The following is an 18999-nucleotide window of genomic DNA, read 5'->3' on the forward strand; positions in this document are numbered from 1 at the left end:
CCATGGCCTCCCGAAAGATCGCCAAAGTGAAGAACACCGTCCGCAAGGCCGCCAAGGCCGTGCGCAAGCAGGCCACCGCCGCGCGCAAGAAGGTCGCGCAGGTGAAGAAGGCCGTCCCGGCCCGAGCCAAGAAGCTGGTGAAGGCCGCGACGGCGCCGAAGTCCGCCGCCACCGGCGAGCTGAAGCTGCCCGCGCTGCATGAGAGCACCACGTCCACGGGCCTGAGGGTCATCGCCGCCGAGCGCGGGCCGCTGCCGCTGGTCTCCGTGCGGCTGGTGATGCGCGCGGGCGGCGTGTGGGATCCGCAGGGCAAGGACGGCCTGGCGGACTTCACCGCGCGCCTGCTGCGCCGGGGCACGAAGCGCATGGACGCGGATGGCATCAGTGAAGCCATCGAGTTCGTGGGCGCCAGCCTCTACGCGGGCGTCAACGAGGACGTGCTGTCCGTCTACCTCACCACGCCCGCGGAGCACTTCTCCGCGATGCTGGACGTGCTGGGGCAGGTGATGCGCGAGCCCACGTTCCCGGAGAAGGAGGTCGTGGATGCCCGGGAGCGCGCGCTGGCGCAGTTCGCCAACGACCTGGATGATCCGTCCTCCATCGCGGACCGCGCCTTCACGCGCGCCATCTGGGGTGACCATCCGTACGGGCGCGACCTGGGCGGCAACAAGCGCACCGTGTCCACCTTCACCCGCGACGACCTGGTCCGCTTCCACGCCGAGTGCATGGGGCCCCGGATCTCCCTGCTCACGGTGGTGGGCGCCATCGACCCGGCGACCGTGGCCGCGGAGGCCGAGCGCGCCTTCGCCGGCTGGACGGGCGGCCCCGACGCGGATCCGATGCTGCCCCGCAAGCAGGAGCCGCTGGCGAAGGCCGGGACGGTGCTGCTGGTGGACAAGCCGGACCAGACGCAGTCCCAGGTGCGCCTGGGCGGCCCCGGCTTCTGGCTGGGCCACGAGGACTACTTCCCGGCCACGGCGATGAACATCGCGCTGGGCGGAGGCTTCACGTCGCGGCTGATGAACGAGATCCGCGTCAACCGCGGCCTCACCTACGGCGTCAGCTCCTACTTCGACACGATGAGCGCGGGCGGCATCTTCGCGCTGTCCACGTTCACGAAGACGGCGTCCACGCGGGTGATCATCGACGTGGCGCTGAAGGAGATCCACGGCGTGCGCGACGGCGGCCTCAAGCCCCGCGAGCTGAAGGACGCGCAGAGCTACCTGGCCGGCCTGTATCCGCTGCGCACGGAGACCAACGAGTCCGTGGCCTCCGTCATCGGGGACATGCGCATGCACGGCCTGGGCGATGACTGGGTGGAGAAGTTCCGCGACCGGCTGCGCGCGGTGACGCCCAAGGACGTGGCCGCGGCGTCGAAGAAGTACGCGTTCGCGGACCGGCCCGTCATCGTCGTGCTGGGCAAGGCGTCGGAGGTCAAGCCGCTGCTGGAAGGGCTGGGTCCCATCACCGTCGTGCCGGCGTCGGACTACGAATGAGCGGTGACGTTCCCCGCGTCCTCTTCGAGGGCGCGGGCGTGATGGTGGTGGACAAGCCGGCCGGGGTGCTCGTCATCCCCGGCCGCGAGGGCGGCGCGTCCCTGCGCGACACGCTGGAAGCCCACCTGGGCCGCAAGGTCTACGTGGTGCACCGGTTGGATCGCGACACGTCCGGCGCGCTGGTGTTCGCGCTGGACGCGGAGGTGCACCGCGCGCTGTCCCAGGCCTTCGAGGCGGGCAAGGTGCGCAAGCGCTACCGCGCCCTGGTGGAGGGCCGGCTGGAGGCGCCCCAGATGGTGGACGCGCCGCTCGTCGCCGGCCGCAAGGGGCGCATGCGCGTGGCGAAGCCGGAGGAGCCGGACGCGAAGCCATCACGCACGCGGGTGCGCCCGGTGGAGACCTTCGCGAGCGCGTCGCTGGTCGAGGCGGAGCCGCTGACGGGCCGCACGCATCAGATCCGCGTGCACCTGCTGTCCCTGGGGCATCCGCTGCTCGTGGACCACCAGTACGGCAGGGAGGCTCCACTCACGGAAGGCGACCTGGGAGGGCAGGGGACCCGGGAGGTGCTGACCCGGACGCCGCTGCATGCGGCTCGCGTGGAGTGGCCCGCTTTGCCCGGGCTGCCAGCGCGCGGAGTGGATGCGCCGCTGCCCGCGGACATGCAGCGCACGTTGGAGTTGCTGCGCGCGGCGGGGTGAGGCGCGGCGCTACTTGTACGGCTCCAGCCGGAACGTGTTGGACTCGCCCGTCACTCCGAAGCTGTCCCTCGCGGTGATGCGCACGTTGCCTGCGGGCGCGTCCAGGACGACGTTCGCGTTGCACACGCCGACCTCGCAGGGGCCAATCTTGGTGGGCGACACCGTGCCGCGCGACGCGCTCAGCTCCACCGAGCCCTGGAAGTGCCCGGCCCTCGGGCCCTGGGCGCGCACCGTGATGGCGAAGGACGTCCGGCTCACGCGCGTGCCTTCGATTTCGTCGAAGCTGAAGCCCGTGATGTCGCCCTCGCGCATCGGCACATCCGGCCCGGGGCCCGCGTCCACCTGCTGGCCGCCGTCCGTGGTGTCGACCCCGCCGTCGAAGTCGCCGTAGATGGGCCCCGCGTCGGTGAGGATGAGGATGCCCCCGTCCTCGGTGAGGGGCGGTTCGGTGACTTCCTGTCCCGGAGGACGCAGGGTGAGGGCGCCTTCGGCCACCGCCTCGCGCCCGTCATCCAATTGCAGCCGCACCGCGTGCGCGCCCGCGCCCAGCCCCCGGGGCACCGTCACGATGGCGACGCCCGCCGGGTCGAAGCGCGACACCGTCGCTTCCTTCTCATCCATCCAGATGCGGCCTGAACCCATGCGCGCATCCACCTTCTCCGCGCCGTAGTCCACGGCCACGCTGTAGCGCGCGTCGAACCGCACGGTGACGTCTTCGTCCTTCGCGTTCACCGGCAGCGTCGCGGGCTCCACGCCGACGATGGTGGGCGGAGGCAACGGCTCCGGGTCGCCCGTGCAGGCCCACGCCAGCGCCGCCATCCCCACCGCGGCCAGGCCCGCGCGCATCACGGCGCGAACCTCAGCCCCGCGGACACGGACACGCCACCCAATTGGGCGCGCAGCGACGGTGTCTCCACCGGTGCCAGGGCCGCGCGCACCTCCGTGAGGATGCTCCAACGGCCCAAACGATAGGCGCCCTGCGCGGCCAGGAATCCCATGGCGCGCACTCTGCGCTCATCCACCGCGTCAGGAAAGACGTCCCCGGTCTCAATGCCTTGCGTTGACAGGTGATGGCTCAAAGCCAGCACTCCTCCGCCTGCACGGCCGTCCAGCAGAAAGAAGCCATGTTGGAAAAGGGTGACCCGCGCGGACAAAAGCAGGGGAATCGCCCACACGCGCGAGTGCACCTCCGTGTCTCCCTGCTGTCCGTCCAGGCTCGCGTGACGCAGGCCCACCTCCGCCTCCGCCGCCACGCGCCAGTGCCACACCGGCAGCGGCACGGACACGCCCAGCCCCAGCAGCGGCCCACCGTTGGCGCCGCTCGCGAACGCGGCGCCGCCCAGGAGGAACAGCGACGTCCGTGGCACCGGGCCCCGGACATCGTGCGCACGGCGAACGGAGGGGGCGTCCGGGATGATGATCATTCCCTCCGCGGGCCGTGCGGCGCCGGGCTTCACCGCGCCTTGAATCCGCACCGCGTCCTTGGCGGGAGTAGCTCTCCAGCGAACGGTGACGGATACGTCCGTCGCGTCCGCGCGCGGCTGTACCGCGTAGCGAGCGCGCTCCGGATCCACCGGCTTCACGGTGGCGCCCTCCGCTTCCACGGTCAGCTCCGAGGCGGAGATCCGCTCCTCGTCACCCGCGATGATCAGCCAGCCACCGCCCTCCGCGGGCAGCGGATCCGGCGTGAGCGCGGCGACGAGCGGACGCGCGGCGGGCACCTCCAGCGGCGCGCGGCGATCCGTGGTGAGCGTGCCCCGGGTCGCGAGCACGCGCGCCTCCGTCGCATCCGGCGGCACCTCCACGGGCACCTGTGCATTGCCGTGCCCGTCCGCCTTCACCGGGCCGAAGCGCGCGTCGCCCACCGCGACCACCACCTCCGCGCCCGGTGCCGTGGACACGTCCAGCGTGGTGCGTCCCAAGAGGGGCAGCCGCACGGTGGTGACCTCCGGCGCGTGGCCGTCCTCCACCCAGAACGCGAGCACCGCCCACAGCGGGTAGCGCACCGGCGGAGGCTTCCAGTGGAAGACGCGCTCGGCGCCGCCCTCCACCCGCGTCTGCTCCCAGGTGCCGGAGGAGGCCGCCGCGCGCACTGGGCCGGCGCCCTTCGGCACCCGCACCCGCACCTCCACGGTGACGTCCTCCCCGAGCATCACGCGCCCGGGCGTCGCCTCCACCTCCGGCGGTTCCGCCCGTGCGACGGCGGCCCCCAGCATCAGCAGGCAGACAGCGAGATGGAGCGGCGGACGCATACGGGAAACCCAGCCTCCCAGTTGACCGCCGCTCCGGCCTCCGGGTCAATCCCCGGAAGGCAGGGAAATCTCAGCAGCGGCCTCCGAATCAGGGGGCAGCTCGGCCTGGGGCTTGTCCGCCGGTCCGGTGTGCTTGTTCGTCGGCGGACTGAAGACAGGCCTGTCCGCCGGAACGCCGCCCCGGCCGTGCACCAGCGTCTTGGTGTCCGTGCGGAAGGTGAGGTCCACCTTGTCGCCGCGCACCGCCGTCACCAGGCCCACGCCGAACGTCGGGTGGTGGAGCACCTGATCGACCTTGTAGGTGTCCTTGGGGCTGTACTTGGGCGCGCTCGCGAGGTCCTTGCCCGCCAGCTGCTCGTCAAAGGAGATGACCACCTTCTCCGCGCGGGTCGAGCCGCCGGAGGATGCGGCGCGAGGGGCGCGGGTGGACGCCTTGGTGGGGCGGTCCGTGACGCCCGCGGTGCCCCGGAACGCGTGGTCCCCGCCGCAGGTGTTGCAGCGGACGCGCACGATCTTTGGACCGACCATCGCGAGGATGGTGTGCGCCAGGTTCATCTTGCAGCGGGTGCACTGGGCATCCACCTCGCCGCCGACCTTCTGAGTAGCCATGCTGTCGTGTCGCTCTGGCCCGGCAACTCCCCTGAAGGGCGCGCCGGGCGTGGAAGTAAAGAGGGCCGCGCAACATAACGGTCGACCCCAGGCGGAGGAAGCCCCATCGCATCCCACCCGCGCGTCGCGTGGGAGCCCCCCGGGCAACCAGCCGATGGAGGTGGGGGTGGGATGGGCCCGCGCTCAGTTCCCTTGTGCCGCCGTCCGGAGCACGTAGAGTCGCCCGCCTGAACGCATGACCACCGAGACCCCCAGCAAACCCAACCGGTTCACCGGCGCCTTCACCCAGTCGGTGGAGGGCCTCGGCAAGGGCATCATCGACGTCATCAGCAGCATTGGCGGCGTGGTCGCGCTGGGCCTGGACGTCTTCCGCTGGAGCGTGCGCCGCCCGTTCCGGCTGCACAACCTCTTCACCCAGCTGGACTTCGTGGGCGTGGGCTCCATCTTCATCGTGGGGCTCACCGGCACCTTCACCGGCATGGTGTTCGCCCTCCAGACGTCCACCGCGTTCGCCCTGTTCGACGCGGAGAGCCTCGTGGGCCCCACCGTGGCCCTCACGCTCACGCGTGAACTGGCCTCCGTGTTCGCCGCGCTGATGGTCACCATGCGCGCCGGCTCCGCCATGTGCACGGAGCTGGGCACCATGCGCGTCACCGAGCAGGTGGACGCGCTGGAGACCATGGCCGTCAACCCGGTGCAGTACCTGCTGGTGCCCCGGGTGCTCGCGGGCCTGTTCATGGTCCCCGCGCTCACCATGCTCTTCAACACCACGGGCATGAGCGGCGCCTACGTGGTCGCCGTCTTCGGCCTGGGCATCTCCCCCGGCACGTTCCTGTCACGCACCCAGCAGTGGATGGCGCCAGCGGACATCTACGAGGGCCTGCTCAAGGGCGCCATCTTCGGCCTCTCCGTGGCCCTCATCTGTTGCTACAAGGGCTACAACGCGTCCGGCGGCGCCAAGGGCGTGGGCCAGGCCACCACGGAGGCCATGGTGTCGAGCGCGCTGGCCATCTTCATCCTCGACTTCATCGTCGGCATGTTGATGCACTGATGGGCCCCCAGACTCCGCCCGGATCCGCGCGGGCCATGATCGACATCGTGGACCTGCACAAGACGTTCGCGGGGAACAAGGTCCTCACCGGCATCAACCTCACCGTGCCCGCGGGCAGCACCTGCGTCATCCTGGGCGGCTCTGGCTCCGGCAAGACGGTGTTGATGAAGCACATGATCGGCCTGCTCAAGCCGGACAGCGGCCAGGTCATCATCGACGGGCAGGACATCGTCCCCATGAGCGTGGAGGGGCTGCAGCAGGTGCGCCGCGGCTTCGGCATGGTGTTCCAGGCCGCCGCGCTCTTCGACTCCATGACGGTGTTCGAGAACGTCGCCTTCCCCCTGCGCCAGCACACGTCGCTGCCGGAGGACGCCATCCGCGAACAGGTGCGCAAGCGCCTGGACCTCATGGGCCTCAAGCGCGAGGTGGAGGGCCGCTTCCCCGCGGACCTGTCCGGCGGCATGCGCAAGCGCGTGGGCCTGGCGCGCGCCGTGGTGCTGGACCCCAAGGTCGTCCTCTACGACGAGCCCACCACCGGCCTGGATCCCATCACCACGGACTCCGTGGACGACATGATCCTCACCGCGCAGAAGGAGCTGGGCGTCACCAGCGTGGTCATCAGCCACGACATCGCGTCCGCCTTCAACGTGGCCAACCAGATCGCCTTCCTGTCCAAGGGCGTCATCGTGGAGCACGGTTCGCCGGAGCAGCTGCGGGCGTCCCAGCACCCGGCCGTCCAGGTCTTCCTCCAGACCTGGTTCGGCAAGAACTAGGACATGGGGGTAGGGAAACCGGTCCCCCAAGGATTCCAGCCCTTCATGAAAAGCTGGCACCCGGCATGCAAATCGTTAGAGTCGCGCGCGGCCGGTGGTAGCGCTCGGAGTCACATCAGGTGAAGAAGCTCGTCACGCCCTTCCGTGTTGGCCTGCTGGTCCTTGCCGCCGGTGGTTTCCTCATCACGTTCGTGTTGTTCGCCACGAAGGGCGGACTGAGCGACAGAGACTCCACCAAGGTGTGGGCCTACTTCCGGGATGCGTCCGGCCTGGCGGTCCGCGGCCGCGTGCAGATCGCCGGCATTCCCGTGGGCGAGATCAGCGACATCAGCCTGGAAGGCACCCGCGCGAAGGTCTGGCTGAAGATCCGCAAGGGCGTGGACCTGCGTCAGGACGCCGCGGTCACCAAGCGCTCGGAGTCGCTGCTGGGTGACTACCTGCTGGACCTGAACCCCGGCACGGAGCAGTCGCCCGAGCTGGAGAACGGCGGGCAGATCCGCCGCGTCATCGACACCCAGGGCGTGGAGGCCGTCTTCGAGTCCCTGTCGCAGATCACCTCCGACATCCAGCAGGTGACGGGCGCGCTGCGCGAGGTGCTGGGCGGCGAGAAGGGCGCGGGCAGCCTGGAGCGCATCGTGGAGAACCTGGTCCGCCTGTCGGACTCGGTGGACGCGACGGTGCGCCGCAACACGGACCGCCTGGACACCATCATGGCGAACGTGGAGGGCGTGTCCTCCGACGTGCGCGCCCTCACCCAGGGCAACGGCGCGGAGGTGACGCGCATCGTCACCAACGTGGAGCGCATCACCCAGGACGTCCGCGAGGTGCTGGGCACCGTCAAGAACATCGTGGGCAGCGGGGAAGGGGAGTTCAAGGAGAGCGTCTCCAGCCTCAAGCAGACGCTGGGCCGGTTGGACAACACCCTGGCCAACCTGGAGGACATCACCCGCAAGGTGAAGGACGGCGAGGGCGCCGCCGGGGCGCTGCTCACCGACGAGCAGCTGGGTCAGCGCCTCAGCGAGGCCGTCACGGACGTCAGCGAGTTCGCCACCCGCCTGAGCACCCTCCAGACGGAGGTGGGCCTGTTCAGCAGCTACCTGCTGTCCCAGGGCGCGTCGAAGAACGGCCTGACGCTGAAGCTCATCCCCAAGCCGGACAAGTACTACCTGCTGGAGATCATCGACGACCCGCGCGGCTCCGTCAGCACGCAGGTGGTGCAGACGAACCCGCCGTCGGAAGGGGACCCGGTCATCCAGACGCAGAAGGTGACCAAGGAGTCCTTCAAGGTCAGCCTCCAGTTCGCCAAGCGCTACTACTTCACCACCCTGCGCGTGGGCCTCATCGAATCCACGGGCGGTGTGGGCGCGGACCTGCACCTCTTCGACGACGTGCTGACCCTGAAGATGGACGCGTTCAACTTCACCGCGGACGAGCTGCGCTACCCGCGCCTGCGCGCCATGCTGAAGGCCCAGGCGTTCGACCACCTGTACGTCATGGCGGGCATGGACGACATCCTCAACGCCAGGCAGCGCGACGCGGCGACCCGGCGCCTGATCGCCGGCCGAGACTTCTTCTTCGGCGCGGGCTTCTTCTTCACCGACGACGACCTGAAGTCCCTCATCACCGCCACGGGCATCCCGACCTTCTAGACCGTTGTCCCCTTGACGTTACCGGGAAGGTGTCGTACCCGGCACGGGCACGGGGTTTCCCCTGGAATGCGCCGTGCCCTGACGCGATGCCGTACCCGCGCCGGGTCACCCCCAGGAAGAAGCCTTCATGTCTCTGCTCGTCGTCGGTTCAATCGCGCTGGACTCGCTGGAAACGCCCTTCGGCAAGAAGGAGGACGTGCTGGGTGGCTCGGCCACCTACTTCTCCACGTCCGCGTCCTTCTTCAGCCCCGTTCAGCTGGTGGCGGTGATTGGCGAGGACTTCCCGGAGGTGCACCTGCAGTTCCTGCGCGGGCGCGGAATCGACCTGGAGGGGCTCACCCGTGAGGCCGGCCGCACCTTCCGCTGGAAGGGCAAGTACGGCTGGGAGCTCAACGAGGCGCAGACGCTGGACACCCAGCTCAACGTCTTCGAGTCCTTCTCGCCCAACCTGCCGGCCGCCTACCGCGAGACGCCCTACGTCTTCCTGGGCAACATCCACCCGGAGCTCCAGTCGCGCGTGCTGGACCAGGTGAAGGCGCCCAAGCTGGTGGCCGCGGACACGATGAACTTCTGGATCCAGGGCAGCCGCCCCGCGCTGCTCAAGACGCTCCAGCGCGTGAACCTGCTCTTCATCAACGACGCGGAGGCGCGCCAGCTGTCCGGCGAGCACAACGTGGTGAAGGCCGCCCGCGCCATCCTGGCCATGGGCCCGTCCCGCGTGGTCATCAAGCGCGGCGAGCACGGCGCGCTCCTCTTCGACCAGGACCACATCTTCGCCTGCCCGGCGTTCCCCCTGTCGGAGGTGTTCGACCCCACCGGCGCGGGTGACACCTTCGCCGGCGGCTTCATGGGCACCCTGGCTAGCTCCGGCGCCGGCAAGGTGGATCAGCAGGTGCTGCGCAAGGCCATGGTCATGGGCAGCGTGATGGCGTCCTTCACCGTGGAGAAGTTCAGCCTGGAGCGCCTGCGCGAGGTGCAGCGCCCGGAGATCCACGCCCGCTTCGCCGAGTTCAAGAAGCTCACCCACTTCGACGACCTGGGCCCGCTGGGCGGGTAGGGGAGCATGGGCGAGAGGGCGGATGGCCCGGTGTGGAACTTGACGGGCCGCACCCACCCTTCCTAGGCTCGGGCGGACGCAGTGGATGAATAAATCCGGTGCGGACGTCCTTTTTCAGCGCCGACGTGGACGGGAAGGTGCCACGTCGGGAGGTCCCCGGGTTGAGCGACAATCGAAAGTACGCGCGGGTCGGCACCCACCTGCGCTGCTGGTGCGAGGGTGAGAACGTGACCCTGTATGCACGCATCGCCAACCTGAGCGAGGGCGGCCTCTTCTTGAGGACGAGCACCCCGCTGGCGGCGGGGACGCGGACGCAGGTGAGGCTCACCCAGCAGGCGACGGACACGCAGTTGCAGGCGCAGGCCACGGTCGTCTGGTTGCGGCAGGAAGTGCAGCCGGCCGGCCGCCCTCCGGGCATGGGCCTGAGATTCGAAGCGTTGGACGCGGACGCGCTGACGAGTCTGCGGCGCATCATCTCCCAGCAGCAAACCCACCCCTAGGGTTCCCATGCGCATCGCCGTCATCTCCGACATCCACTCCAACATCGAGGCCCTCACGGAGGTGCTGAGGGTGGCGGAGCACCAGAAGGTGGACCGCTTCGTGTCGCTGGGGGACATCGTCGGTTATGGGGCGTCCCCCAACCCGTGCTGTGACCTGGTGCGCTCGGTGGCGGAGATCACGCTGCTGGGCAACCACGACGCGGCGGTGGCGGGGCGGATGGACTACTCGTACTACTACGACGCCGCCCGGCACGCGCTCGACTGGAGCGCCAACGTCATCTCCGACGAGAACCTGGCCTGGCTGCGCAGCCTCCCGTACACGTACCGCATCGGCGAGGTGGGCTTCTGCCACGGTTCGCCCATCGACCCGAAGGCGTACGAGTACATCTTCGCGCTGGAGCAGGCGCGGGAGCTGACGCCGTACGTGGCGGAGCTTCCGGAAGTCACCTTCATCGGCCACAGCCACCTGTGCCGCGCGTTCGCCATTGGCAACGGCGAGGTGAACGACGTGGTCGCGCAGAAGTTCGTGCTGCGCAAGGGCTACAAGTACATCGTGTCCGTGGGGAGCGTGGGCCAGCCGCGCGACTACGACAACCGGGCCTGCTTCGTCATCTGCGACACGGACGCGCGCACGGTGGAGTACCTGCGCGTGGAGTACGACATCGAGACCTCCGCGCAGAAGATCTTCGACGCGGACCTGGCGCTCAACTTCGGCAAGCGGCTGTTCCTGGGCGTGTAGGTGCGCCTGCCCGCGCCCGTGCGGAAAAGGGGCGCGGCTGGACGGAAGGTGGCATAAACCGGGGCCGTGCGCCCCCAGGTCCCCCGTTCGAAGCGGCCCTTCATGGGCCTTGGCCTCGCAGTCTTCCTGTTCGCCGCCGGATGCAGCCGCTCGCCCGCGCCGCCCTCGCCTGAGTTCGAGCAGGCCAGCCGCCGGTGGACGGCGCTCTACGCCCAGAAGCTGGACGACGCGTACCTGGACCCCTCCATCGGGGAGATTGAAGCGCAGCTGCAGCGCGTGCCCGCGGACAGCGTGGACTCCCTCGCGTCCCAGTCCCTGCTCCAGCGCATCCAGGAGGGCCGCACGCGCATGCAGGCGGCCCAGGAGGAGCAGCGCCGCGCGGTGGCCAGCGCCAGCGCGCTGCCCACGATGGACCCCTCCTCGACGGACTTTCCGCGCCAGGCCGAGCCCGTGGCGGCGGAGCCGGTGGACGCCGGGCCGGCGGACGCCGGGGTGATTGCCGGGCCCCAGACGGGCACCCCGGCCTCCGAGCTGGTGGCCGGCTTCGAGGGCTGCTTTACCCGCGGCACGGCCGTGACCGTGGAGGGGCGGGGAATGCGGGACACCTGGCAGCTGAGCGACCGGGCGTCCTGCCAGCTGGGGTACCCCTCTCACCGGGACGCCGTGCTGGTGGTTGAAGACGGCCGTGTGCTGGCGCTGTTACCCAAGAGCGCCGTGCGAACCGTGCGCCGTTATGAGGACGGCGGCACGGTGCCCGTGGACGATGGCGGGCGTTGAACTTCTCTCTTTCAAGAGCTGACGACCTTCGATGAACGAACAGACCTTCATGAAGTTGATGCGCGTGCTCCCCAAGTCGGCGGTGTCCTCCGCGGTGGGCCTGGCCACGCGCCTGCCCGCGCCGGCGCCGGTGCACCACTGGGCCATGCGCACCTTCGCCAAGGCGTACAACGTGGACATGGAGGAGGCGGAGCACGCCTTCGAGAAGTACCCGACCTTCGCCCAGTTCTTCACCCGTGGCCTGAAGCCGGGCCTGCGCCCGGTGGACGCGGGCGAGAAGGTCGTCGTGTCCCCGGTGGACGGCCGGGTGTCCCAGGTGGGCTACGCGGACAACGGCCGCTGCCTGCAGGCCAAGGGCATCGAGTACACGGTGGACGAGCTGCTGGGTGACTCGCAGGCGGCGAAGCCCTTCCACGGCGGCGCCTGGACGACGGTGTACCTGTCCCCGCGCGACTACCACCGCATCCACTCGCCGCTGGGCGGCACCATCACCGGGTATGCGTACATCCCGGGTGAGTTCTGGCCGGTGAACCCCGCGTCGGTGAAGAACAAGCAGTCGCTGTTCTGCGTGAACGAGCGGCTCGTCACCTACCTGGACACCGTGGCCGGCAAGGTGGCGGTGGTGAAGGTGGGCGCCACCTGCGTGTCCCGCATCAAGGCGTCCTACGAGGACATCACCACGCACGTGGGCCAGCCCGGCAAGGTGCACAACTACGGCGCGGGCATCCCGGTGGAGAAGGGCGGCGAGCTGGGCCGCTTCGAGATGGGCTCCACCGTCATCCTCTGCTTCGAGCCCGGCCGCGTGCGCTGGGATGACAGCATGCAGCCGGAGGCGGTTGTTCGCATGGGCACGCGTATCGGAGTCATCACGTGAGCCAGAAGATCAACGGCGTGAAGGGGATGAACGACCTTCTGCCGGGCGAGATTGAGGTCTGGCAGTTCGTGGAGTCGACCGCGCGCACGCTGTTCGGCCGCTTCGGCTACGGCGAGGTGCGCACGCCGATGGTGGAGGACACGGCCCTCTTCGTGCGCAGCGTGGGCGAGGAGACGGACATCGTCGGCAAGGAGATGTACACCTTCGAGGACAAGGGCGGCCGCAGTCTGTCCCTGCGTCCGGAGGGCACGGCGCCCGCGGCGCGCGCGTACATCGAGCACTCGGTGAACAACCAGGAGCCGGTGTCGCGCTGGTTCTACATGGGGCCCATGTTCCGCTACGAGCGGATGAAGACGGGCCGCTACCGTCAGTTCTCCCAGATTGGCGCGGAGGCCTACGGCGCCAAGGAGCCCGCGCAGGACGCGGAGCTGATGGACGTGGTGGTGCAGTTCCTGGAGGCCCTGGGCCTCACGGACGTCACCCTGAACATCAACTCGCTGGGCGACGACAACTGCCGGCCCGCGTACCACGCCAAGCTGGTGGAGTACCTCAACGCGCACCGGGAAGAGCTGTGCGCGGACTGCCAGCAGCGGCTGGAGCGCAACCCGCTGCGCGTCCTGGACTGCAAGAACGAGAAGTGCCAGGCGGTGGCCGGGGCCGGGCCCAACGTGCTGGAGTTCCTCTGTGAGCCGTGCCGCACGCACTTCACGGACCTGCAGCGCAAGCTGGGCGCGCTGGGCATCCGCTACGTGGTGAACCACCGGCTGGTGCGCGGCCTGGACTACTACACGCGCACCGTCTTCGAGTTCATCGCCTCGCACCCCGCGCTGGGCACCGCCAGCACGGTGGGCGGCGGCGGGCGCTACGACAAGATGATGAAGGGCCTGGGCGGGCCGGACGTGCCCGCGGTGGGCTACGCCATGGGCCTGGACCGGCTGGTGCTGCTGCTGAAGGAGAGCGGCAAGACGTTCACCCAGCGGCCGGACCTGTTCATCGCCGTGGCGGACGAGGGCTCGCAGGACGAGGGCCTGAAGCTGGCCAGCCGCCTGCGCCGCGAAGGCCTCAAGGTGGACTTCGACACGCGCGGCGGCAGCCTCAAGAGCCAGATGAAGCGCGCGGACAAGTCCGGCGCCCGCTTCACGCTGGTGCTGGGCGAGCAGGAGCGCACCAGCGGCCAGGCGAAGCTCAAGCCCATGGCCGGGGGGGAGCCCGTTCCCGTGGCGCTCGACAGCGTCGCCGCCACCGTGCGCGCGCAGCCAGACGCCCCGGCTCCGGCCCCCGCGGCCTGATCCAACCGCCCCCTCCGGCATGACGCGCCAGGCCGGAGGGGAGGGGGCGGCCCGTCTTCCCAGAAAACCCGGGAGTAAAGGTGTTAAGCAGCGTAAGTCCTGGGAATCGCTGGGGGATTGAGGCCTCGGAGATTCGCGGACATTGAGAGGGTGGAGTAAGATTCCATCCGCAATGTCGAGCGCTCCCCAGCCCGTTTCCATGATCGATGGCCCACGTTGGATCCCTGTCGCCGGGGACAGCATGTGGCCGTCGTTGCGGGCGGGTGACGTGGCGGAGGTGGAGCCGCTGAGGGAGGCGCCGCGCCCGGGTGAGGTGGTGCTGGCGCGCTTCGAGTCCTCGCTGGTGCTGCACCGGGTGCGTTGGTGCGACGGCAGCCTCTGTGCGCTTCGTGGGGACAATGGCGCCATGGAAGATCCGCCGCTGCCTCTCGTCCGTATCCTCGGGCGGGCGCGGCGTGTGCGCCGGGGCGGCACGCTGCTGGAGATGGACCGTTGGGACGTGGGGCCCCAGCGGCTGGGCCGCTGGCGCGCGACGCTGAAGCGCCAGGTGGCCGCGTGGCTGGGAAGGACGGGCCGCGCATGAGCTTTCAGGAAGGCAGCGTTCCCCGGAAGCGTTTGGGGACCTCGGGGGAGGGCTTCGGCGCGGACTTCCTGGTGCTGGACGCGGAGGGGCGCACGCTGCGCGGGCTCAACCCGACGGCGGCGCGCATCTGGGCGCTGTGCGACGGAAAGCGCACGGCCCGGGCGGTGGCGGAGCAGGTGGCTTCCGAGTTTTCGACCGACGTCGGTCCGGTGCTGACCGACACGCTGGGCTTCCTGGGGGAGCTTCAGCGGCGAGGTCTGTTGGACGAAGTGCGCGCGCCGGCCGGTGCCGCGCCTCTGGAGGAGACATGATGCGGGCGCTCGTGGCCGTGCTGGCGGGGGCGATGGTGCTGTCGGCGTGCTCGGAAGGGGTGTCCCCCCTGCCGCCGCCGTCGGCCGTGAAACCGGGGCAGGGCAGCGGCTCCGTCACCCCCGTGGATCCAACGGACGTGCTGGCCGGTGGCGGGAGCGTGGCCCGGCCGCCGCCTCCAGGCCCCACGGACGAAGAGCCGCCTCCGGAAGAGCCGCCTCCTGACGAAGTCGTGGAGGAGGAGCCGCCTCCGGTGCCGCTGCCGCCCCCGACCGGGAGCGCGGAGGTGGTGGGCGCGGGCTCGGAGCCCACGGCCCTGTCCCAGGTGCAGCAGGTGGACGTGGACTTCGTGGTGAGCGGCGTGCGGAACAAGGGCCTGGTGGACGTGGAGTTCATCGCGCCGGGCGGACGTCCGTACGAGAAGCGCAGCGCGACGGTGGAGGCACCGCCGGACGAGACGCGCACGCTGCGCTATTCGCTGCCGGTGGCGGGCACGCCGGTGTCCATGACGCGCATGACGGGCACCTGGCAGGTGCGCTTCTTCCTGGATGGGGCGCAGCTTGCCGCCACGTCCTTCACCCTGGAGCCGTGACGTGAGGCACGCCATGAACGTCCGCATCCTCGCGCTCGTCGCCGTGCTGTTGCCCGCGGTGGGCTTCTCCCAGACCTGGACCGTGCGCCCCGTCCCTTCCGCCGGAGAGACCGTCGCGCGCGTGGTGATGGAAGACGCGTCCGACCTCGTCTTGGAGGTGACGAACACGACCACGGCCACGAGCGACGCCCGTGTGTCGGAGGTGTCCTTCGTCCTTCCGACGGGCTACCAGATCCTGGGGGGCCTGCCCGCGGAGGAGAACCCGAACTGGAAGGTCGAGTACATCGACGCCAACGAGCGGCGCATCACCTTCCAGTCCACGTGGGGCTGCGTGGACGAGGGGCGCGGCCTGGCTCGGAATGAGACCGCACGCTTCGTGCTGAGCGTGGTGGGCCCGTCGAACCGCACCACCGACAACACCACCGAGCGCCTGGCGGCGGGCACGTACGCCCGCGACCAGTGCGACGGCACGAGCTACACGTTCAACGTCAACAACATGACCGCATGGACTCGCGGCATCCTGGCCGCGAACGTGACGCTGGTGCCGCGCGTGCTGGCGGTCAACGGCTCCACCGTGGCGCGCGTGGTGGTGGAGAACCGCGGCACCGGCGCCGCGACCGTGAGCGTGGACAACCCCACCTCCACGAGCAGCGTGCCCCTCACCACCGTGAACAAGGACGGTGGCAGGTCCGTGGCGGTGCGGTCCGCGGGCGTCTTCGCGGTCAATCTGAGGCCTACCGCCGCCGGCGCCGTGGCCGCGCGCGTCCGGGCGCGCACGAGCAACTCGAACGCGCCGCTGGTGGACTCGCCCCTGGCGAACGTGGGCAACCTGGTCGCGGCGGCGGACATGGACGTCGTGGACGCGTTCGCTGGTGATCAGGTGACGCTGCGCCTGATTGTGTTCAACACGTCCACGACGAACGCGTACACGCAGGTGCGCCCGCGCGCGCCGGTGCCGCTGGGCAACGCGACGGCGTCGCTCGTGTCCGGTCCGTCGCCGGAGAGCGTGGCGCAGCTGGCGCCGGGGGCTTCCGCGCAGTTCACGTGGCGCTATCAGGTGTCGGGTGCGCCCGGCGCCAGCTACCAGTTCCAGGCGCAGGTGGACGGGACGCTCAACGGTTCGGCGGTGGCGGGGGACCTGGTCACGGCTCGCAAGGGCCGCATCGTGGAGCACCGCGTGCGGCTGAGCCATGAGACGGTGTCCACGGCGGCCACGTCCCTGACGGTGGGCTACACGGTACAGAACCGGGGCACGCTGCCCATCTACGAGGTGAAGCTGTTCAAGCCCGCGGTGAACTACTTCTCCGTGGCCGCGTCGGGTCCGCAGGCGTTCGGGGACTGGAACGTCTACACGGACACGACCAGCTACCTCTGGGAGTCGGAGTCCGGCATCCCGGTGGGCGGCGAGGCCACCTTCCGCATCACCTATTCGGGCTTCACCGCCGTCCTCGCGGACACGGCGTTCCGCCACCGGTTGGAGCTGAACCAGGGCTGGAACGATCCGCGCATCCGCGTGGAGGCGACGATGACGCTGCTCGCGGTCACCGCGGCACCGGACGTGGAGCGCCTCACGGGCGTGGCCCGCGACGGCAGCGTGACGCTCACCTGGGACAACCCCTTCAACCACGGTGGCACGCTGGTGCTGCGCGCCCAGGGGACGAATCCGCCCAACACCGCGCCGACCAGCGGCGTGCGCTACGCGGTGGGTGACGTGCTGGGCAACGCGACGGTGGCCTACGAGGACGAGTTCAGCTCCGCGTCGTCCATGACGGACACGGCGGTGACGAACGGCACGACGTACACCTACCGCGTGTTCAACGCGGATGATCAGCTGCGCTACGGGCCGGGTAACCAGCCCACCTCGCAGGGGCTGCTGGCCACGCCCCGGGCGCGCGTGGCGGGCAACCCGCTGTGGTGCTACTCGGTGGGGTTGGACACGACGCTGCAGCCCGTGACGGAGCTGGGCGTGGGCATCTTCAGCTCCTTCAACGATTCGGTGGTGGCCACGCTCACCCACACCGTGAACCCGTCCGAGGACGGCGCGGAGCGCTTCCGGCCGGTGAAGATGGCGGGCAAGATCGCCACTCGCTTCCCGGTGGTGCCGCTGCTGGGCCGGCCCGGGCAGCAGTGGATCGTCGTGGGAGATCAGACCGGCGTGCCGGCGGTCCTCAACGCGGCCACGGGCGAGTTCCTCTGGAGGAACAACACGCTGGGCCTGGGGAACATCAGCTCGTTCCCGGTGACGCAGCTGCTCGACTACGCGAACCCGGAGTACCGGACGACGTACTCGAACGTGGACCTGGCCATCTTCGCCACGCGCAACACGTCCGCGCTGAACCAGGTGGTCGCGCTGAACGCGGCCACGGGCGCGCTCATCTGGCGCTACCGGCCCGGGGACCTGGGCATGGTGAGCGGCGGCATGCTGATGGACTACACGACGAACCGGCTCTACGTCCCGACCCGGTCGGGCACGAGCGCGGCCACGCTGCGCGTGCTCAACAGCCTCACGGGCGCGGAGGTGGCGCGGCTCGAACTGGGCGACCTGGAGTTCGGCGTGGTCCGCAATGCGACGAGCAACCAGATCCTGGTCACCGCCAATGACGGCCGGGTGCACGGCGTGACTCCATCCACCTTCGCGCTTGCGTGGACCGTCCAGGTGGACAGCGCCTCGCAGCGGACGTTCTCCCACTTCGCGCGGCCCCAGGGGCGCGGCTTCGTGGTGAGCCGGACGAACAACACGGTGGAGCGCTATGAGATGGACGCGACCAACGTGCCGAAGCTGCTGTGGACGACGCCTGTCGAGAACCCGTCCGGCTCCTTCACCCTCAACCAGAACGGGGTGGCGCGCCTCTACGTCGGCAGCACGGACGGAAAGGTCCACCAACTGGAGCTGGAGGGTGGGGCGGACACCGGGCAGGTGACCGTGGGGCCGGCGCAGGCCATCGGCGTGCCGACCATCGACCACACCGTAAGCCGGTTGCATGTCGGCACCACGGATGGTCGAATCTGTGCCTTCCCGGTGCCCTTCTAGGTGGGCCATCACGTGAGCCAACGACCTTCACAGCCTCCCGCGGGTCCCTCCGTGCCGAAGCCGCCGGCCGCGCCCGCCGTGTACGTGGCTCCCGCCATCCTGTGGGAGCAGCCCTTCGTCGCGCTGGCGCAGCTGTCCATGTGCACCATCCCCGGCGAATCGGAGTGCATGCCGTGAACAGCGGGGACCCCCTTTCGGGTCCCCGTGACGGCGCGCTTCGGATCACCCTGGCCGGGTGGACCGTGGCGCTCGATGTGGAGGATGACGCGCTCGCCGGTCCGCTCCGGCGCGTGTTCGGCGCGTTCCTCGCTCCGGATGCCGTGGCTCCCGACGCCCGGCTGGTGATGCGGAACCCTCCCAGTCCGATTGCTCTCCCCTCCGTGCAGGAGCTGCCCCGGCTGGAGCCTGGCGACTTGGGGACGCTGCGCGTGGAGGGCGCCGGGTACTCCGCGTTGCTCTCCCCGGACCGGTGCCACGCGGACGTCATTGGAGCCGGGCGGTACCCGGTGGAGAACGTCATCAAGGTGATGCTCGCGTCCTCGCTGGCGAAGCGTGGCGGGCTGCTCATCCACGGCGTGGGGCTGGTGCACGAGGGCCGGGCCGCGCTGTTCGTGGGGCACTCCGGCGCGGGCAAGAGCACCCTCGGCGGGCTGTGGCTCGAGGCGGGCGGGACGGTGCTCGCGGATGAGCTGGTCGCGGTGTGGCCCGTGGAAGGGGGGG

General features: G+C 69.9%; 19 protein-coding genes and 1 pseudogene. 17 read left to right on the top strand and 3 right to left on the bottom strand.

What is annotated here, in order from left to right; translation table 11 throughout:
* Window positions 1–2: 2 nt before the first annotated feature.
* Together D7V77_RS17675 and D7V77_RS17680 are read left to right on the top strand one after the other, a co-directional pair.
* Entirely contained in the window at window positions 3–1496 is a 1494-nt protein-coding gene (locus D7V77_RS17675; RefSeq protein WP_120577461.1) for a pitrilysin family protein, read from the top strand.
* Window positions 1493–2194, top strand: coding sequence for an RluA family pseudouridine synthase (locus tag D7V77_RS17680; RefSeq protein WP_120577462.1), 702 nt, complete (start codon window positions 1493–1495; stop codon window positions 2192–2194). The genes D7V77_RS17675 and D7V77_RS17680 overlap by 4 nt, the downstream gene beginning before the upstream one ends.
* Before the next feature lie 9 nt (window positions 2195–2203).
* Here D7V77_RS17680 and D7V77_RS17685 read toward each other — a convergent pair whose 3' ends face one another.
* The 3 genes from D7V77_RS17685 to D7V77_RS17695 are packed head-to-tail and all read right to left on the bottom strand — an operon-like array spanning window position 2204 to window position 5055.
* A complete protein-coding gene (locus D7V77_RS17685) occupies window positions 2204–3043 on the bottom strand; it encodes a hypothetical protein (protein ID WP_126934939.1) in 840 nt (279 codons plus the stop codon).
* Complete coding sequence (locus tag D7V77_RS17690; protein ID WP_120577464.1) at window positions 3040–4446, bottom strand: hypothetical protein; 1407 nt, start codon at window positions 4444–4446, stop codon at window positions 3040–3042. The genes D7V77_RS17685 and D7V77_RS17690 overlap by 4 nt, the downstream gene beginning before the upstream one ends.
* 45 nt (window positions 4447–4491) lie before the next feature.
* On the bottom strand, window positions 4492–5055 hold the full coding sequence (locus D7V77_RS17695; protein WP_120577465.1) for a hypothetical protein: 564 nt from the start codon (window positions 5053–5055) through the stop codon (window positions 4492–4494).
* A gap of 235 nt (window positions 5056–5290) precedes the next feature.
* Between D7V77_RS17695 and D7V77_RS17700 the strand changes: the two genes are divergently transcribed.
* From D7V77_RS17700 to D7V77_RS17765, 15 genes and pseudogenes are all read left to right on the top strand, one after another.
* Window positions 5291–6106, top strand: a complete 816-nt coding sequence (locus tag D7V77_RS17700) for an ABC transporter permease (RefSeq protein ID WP_120577466.1) — start codon at window positions 5291–5293, stop codon at window positions 6104–6106.
* Window positions 6107–6141: 35 nt separating this feature from the next.
* The gene (locus D7V77_RS17705; protein WP_120577467.1) at window positions 6142–6879 is read left to right on the top strand and encodes an ABC transporter ATP-binding protein; all 738 of its coding nucleotides are present in this window, start codon (window positions 6142–6144) and stop codon (window positions 6877–6879) included.
* 119 nt (window positions 6880–6998) lie between these two features.
* Entirely contained in the window at window positions 6999–8528 is a 1530-nt protein-coding gene (locus tag D7V77_RS17710; RefSeq protein WP_120577468.1) for an MlaD family protein, read from the top strand.
* A gap of 127 nt (window positions 8529–8655) precedes the next feature.
* The gene (locus tag D7V77_RS17715; protein ID WP_120577469.1) at window positions 8656–9585 is read left to right on the top strand and encodes a PfkB family carbohydrate kinase; all 930 of its coding nucleotides are present in this window, start codon (window positions 8656–8658) and stop codon (window positions 9583–9585) included.
* A gap of 161 nt (window positions 9586–9746) precedes the next feature.
* On the top strand, window positions 9747–10085 hold the full coding sequence (locus tag D7V77_RS17720; RefSeq protein WP_120577481.1) for a TIGR02266 family protein: 339 nt from the start codon (window positions 9747–9749) through the stop codon (window positions 10083–10085).
* A 7-nt stretch (window positions 10086–10092) separates the two neighbouring features.
* Window positions 10093–10824, top strand: coding sequence for a metallophosphoesterase (locus D7V77_RS17725; RefSeq protein ID WP_120526312.1), 732 nt, complete (start codon window positions 10093–10095; stop codon window positions 10822–10824).
* 102 nt (window positions 10825–10926) lie between these two features.
* Window positions 10927–11601: a hypothetical protein gene (locus tag D7V77_RS17730; RefSeq protein ID WP_120577470.1), complete on the top strand. Its 675-nt coding sequence runs from the start codon at window positions 10927–10929 to the stop codon at window positions 11599–11601.
* Between the two features lie 31 nt (window positions 11602–11632).
* A complete protein-coding gene (gene asd / locus D7V77_RS17735; RefSeq protein ID WP_120577471.1) occupies window positions 11633–12475 on the top strand; it encodes an archaetidylserine decarboxylase in 843 nt (280 codons plus the stop codon).
* Between the two features lie 26 nt (window positions 12476–12501).
* On the top strand, window positions 12502–13764 hold the full coding sequence (gene hisS / locus D7V77_RS17740) for a histidine--tRNA ligase (protein ID WP_211486817.1): 1263 nt from the start codon (window positions 12502–12504) through the stop codon (window positions 13762–13764).
* Window positions 13765–13963: 199 nt separating this feature from the next.
* Entirely contained in the window at window positions 13964–14347 is a 384-nt protein-coding gene (locus D7V77_RS17745) for a S24/S26 family peptidase (RefSeq protein WP_255424593.1), read from the top strand.
* Window positions 14344–14658 (top strand): PqqD family protein, encoded by a 315-nt coding sequence (locus tag D7V77_RS17750; protein WP_120577474.1) that lies wholly within the window; start codon window positions 14344–14346, stop codon window positions 14656–14658. The genes D7V77_RS17745 and D7V77_RS17750 overlap by 4 nt, the downstream gene beginning before the upstream one ends.
* Window positions 14655–15248 (top strand): hypothetical protein, encoded by a 594-nt coding sequence (locus D7V77_RS17755; RefSeq protein WP_120577475.1) that lies wholly within the window; start codon window positions 14655–14657, stop codon window positions 15246–15248. The genes D7V77_RS17750 and D7V77_RS17755 overlap by 4 nt, the downstream gene beginning before the upstream one ends.
* Window positions 15249–15261: 13 nt before the next feature.
* Window positions 15262–18279, top strand: a complete 3018-nt coding sequence (locus tag D7V77_RS17760; RefSeq protein WP_120577476.1) for a PQQ-binding-like beta-propeller repeat protein — start codon at window positions 15262–15264, stop codon at window positions 18277–18279.
* Window positions 18280–18291: 12 nt separating this feature from the next.
* Window positions 18292–18456 (top strand): hypothetical protein, encoded by a 165-nt coding sequence (locus tag D7V77_RS43745; protein WP_158624425.1) that lies wholly within the window; start codon window positions 18292–18294, stop codon window positions 18454–18456.
* Window positions 18453–18999 (top strand): annotated as a pseudogene (locus D7V77_RS17765) (hypothetical protein); the annotation flags it as partial. The gene D7V77_RS43745 and the pseudogene D7V77_RS17765, both read left to right, overlap by 4 nt.

The sequence above is a fragment of the Corallococcus sp. CA041A genome, from assembly GCF_003612075.1.
Classification (GTDB): domain Bacteria; phylum Myxococcota; class Myxococcia; order Myxococcales; family Myxococcaceae; genus Corallococcus; species Corallococcus exiguus.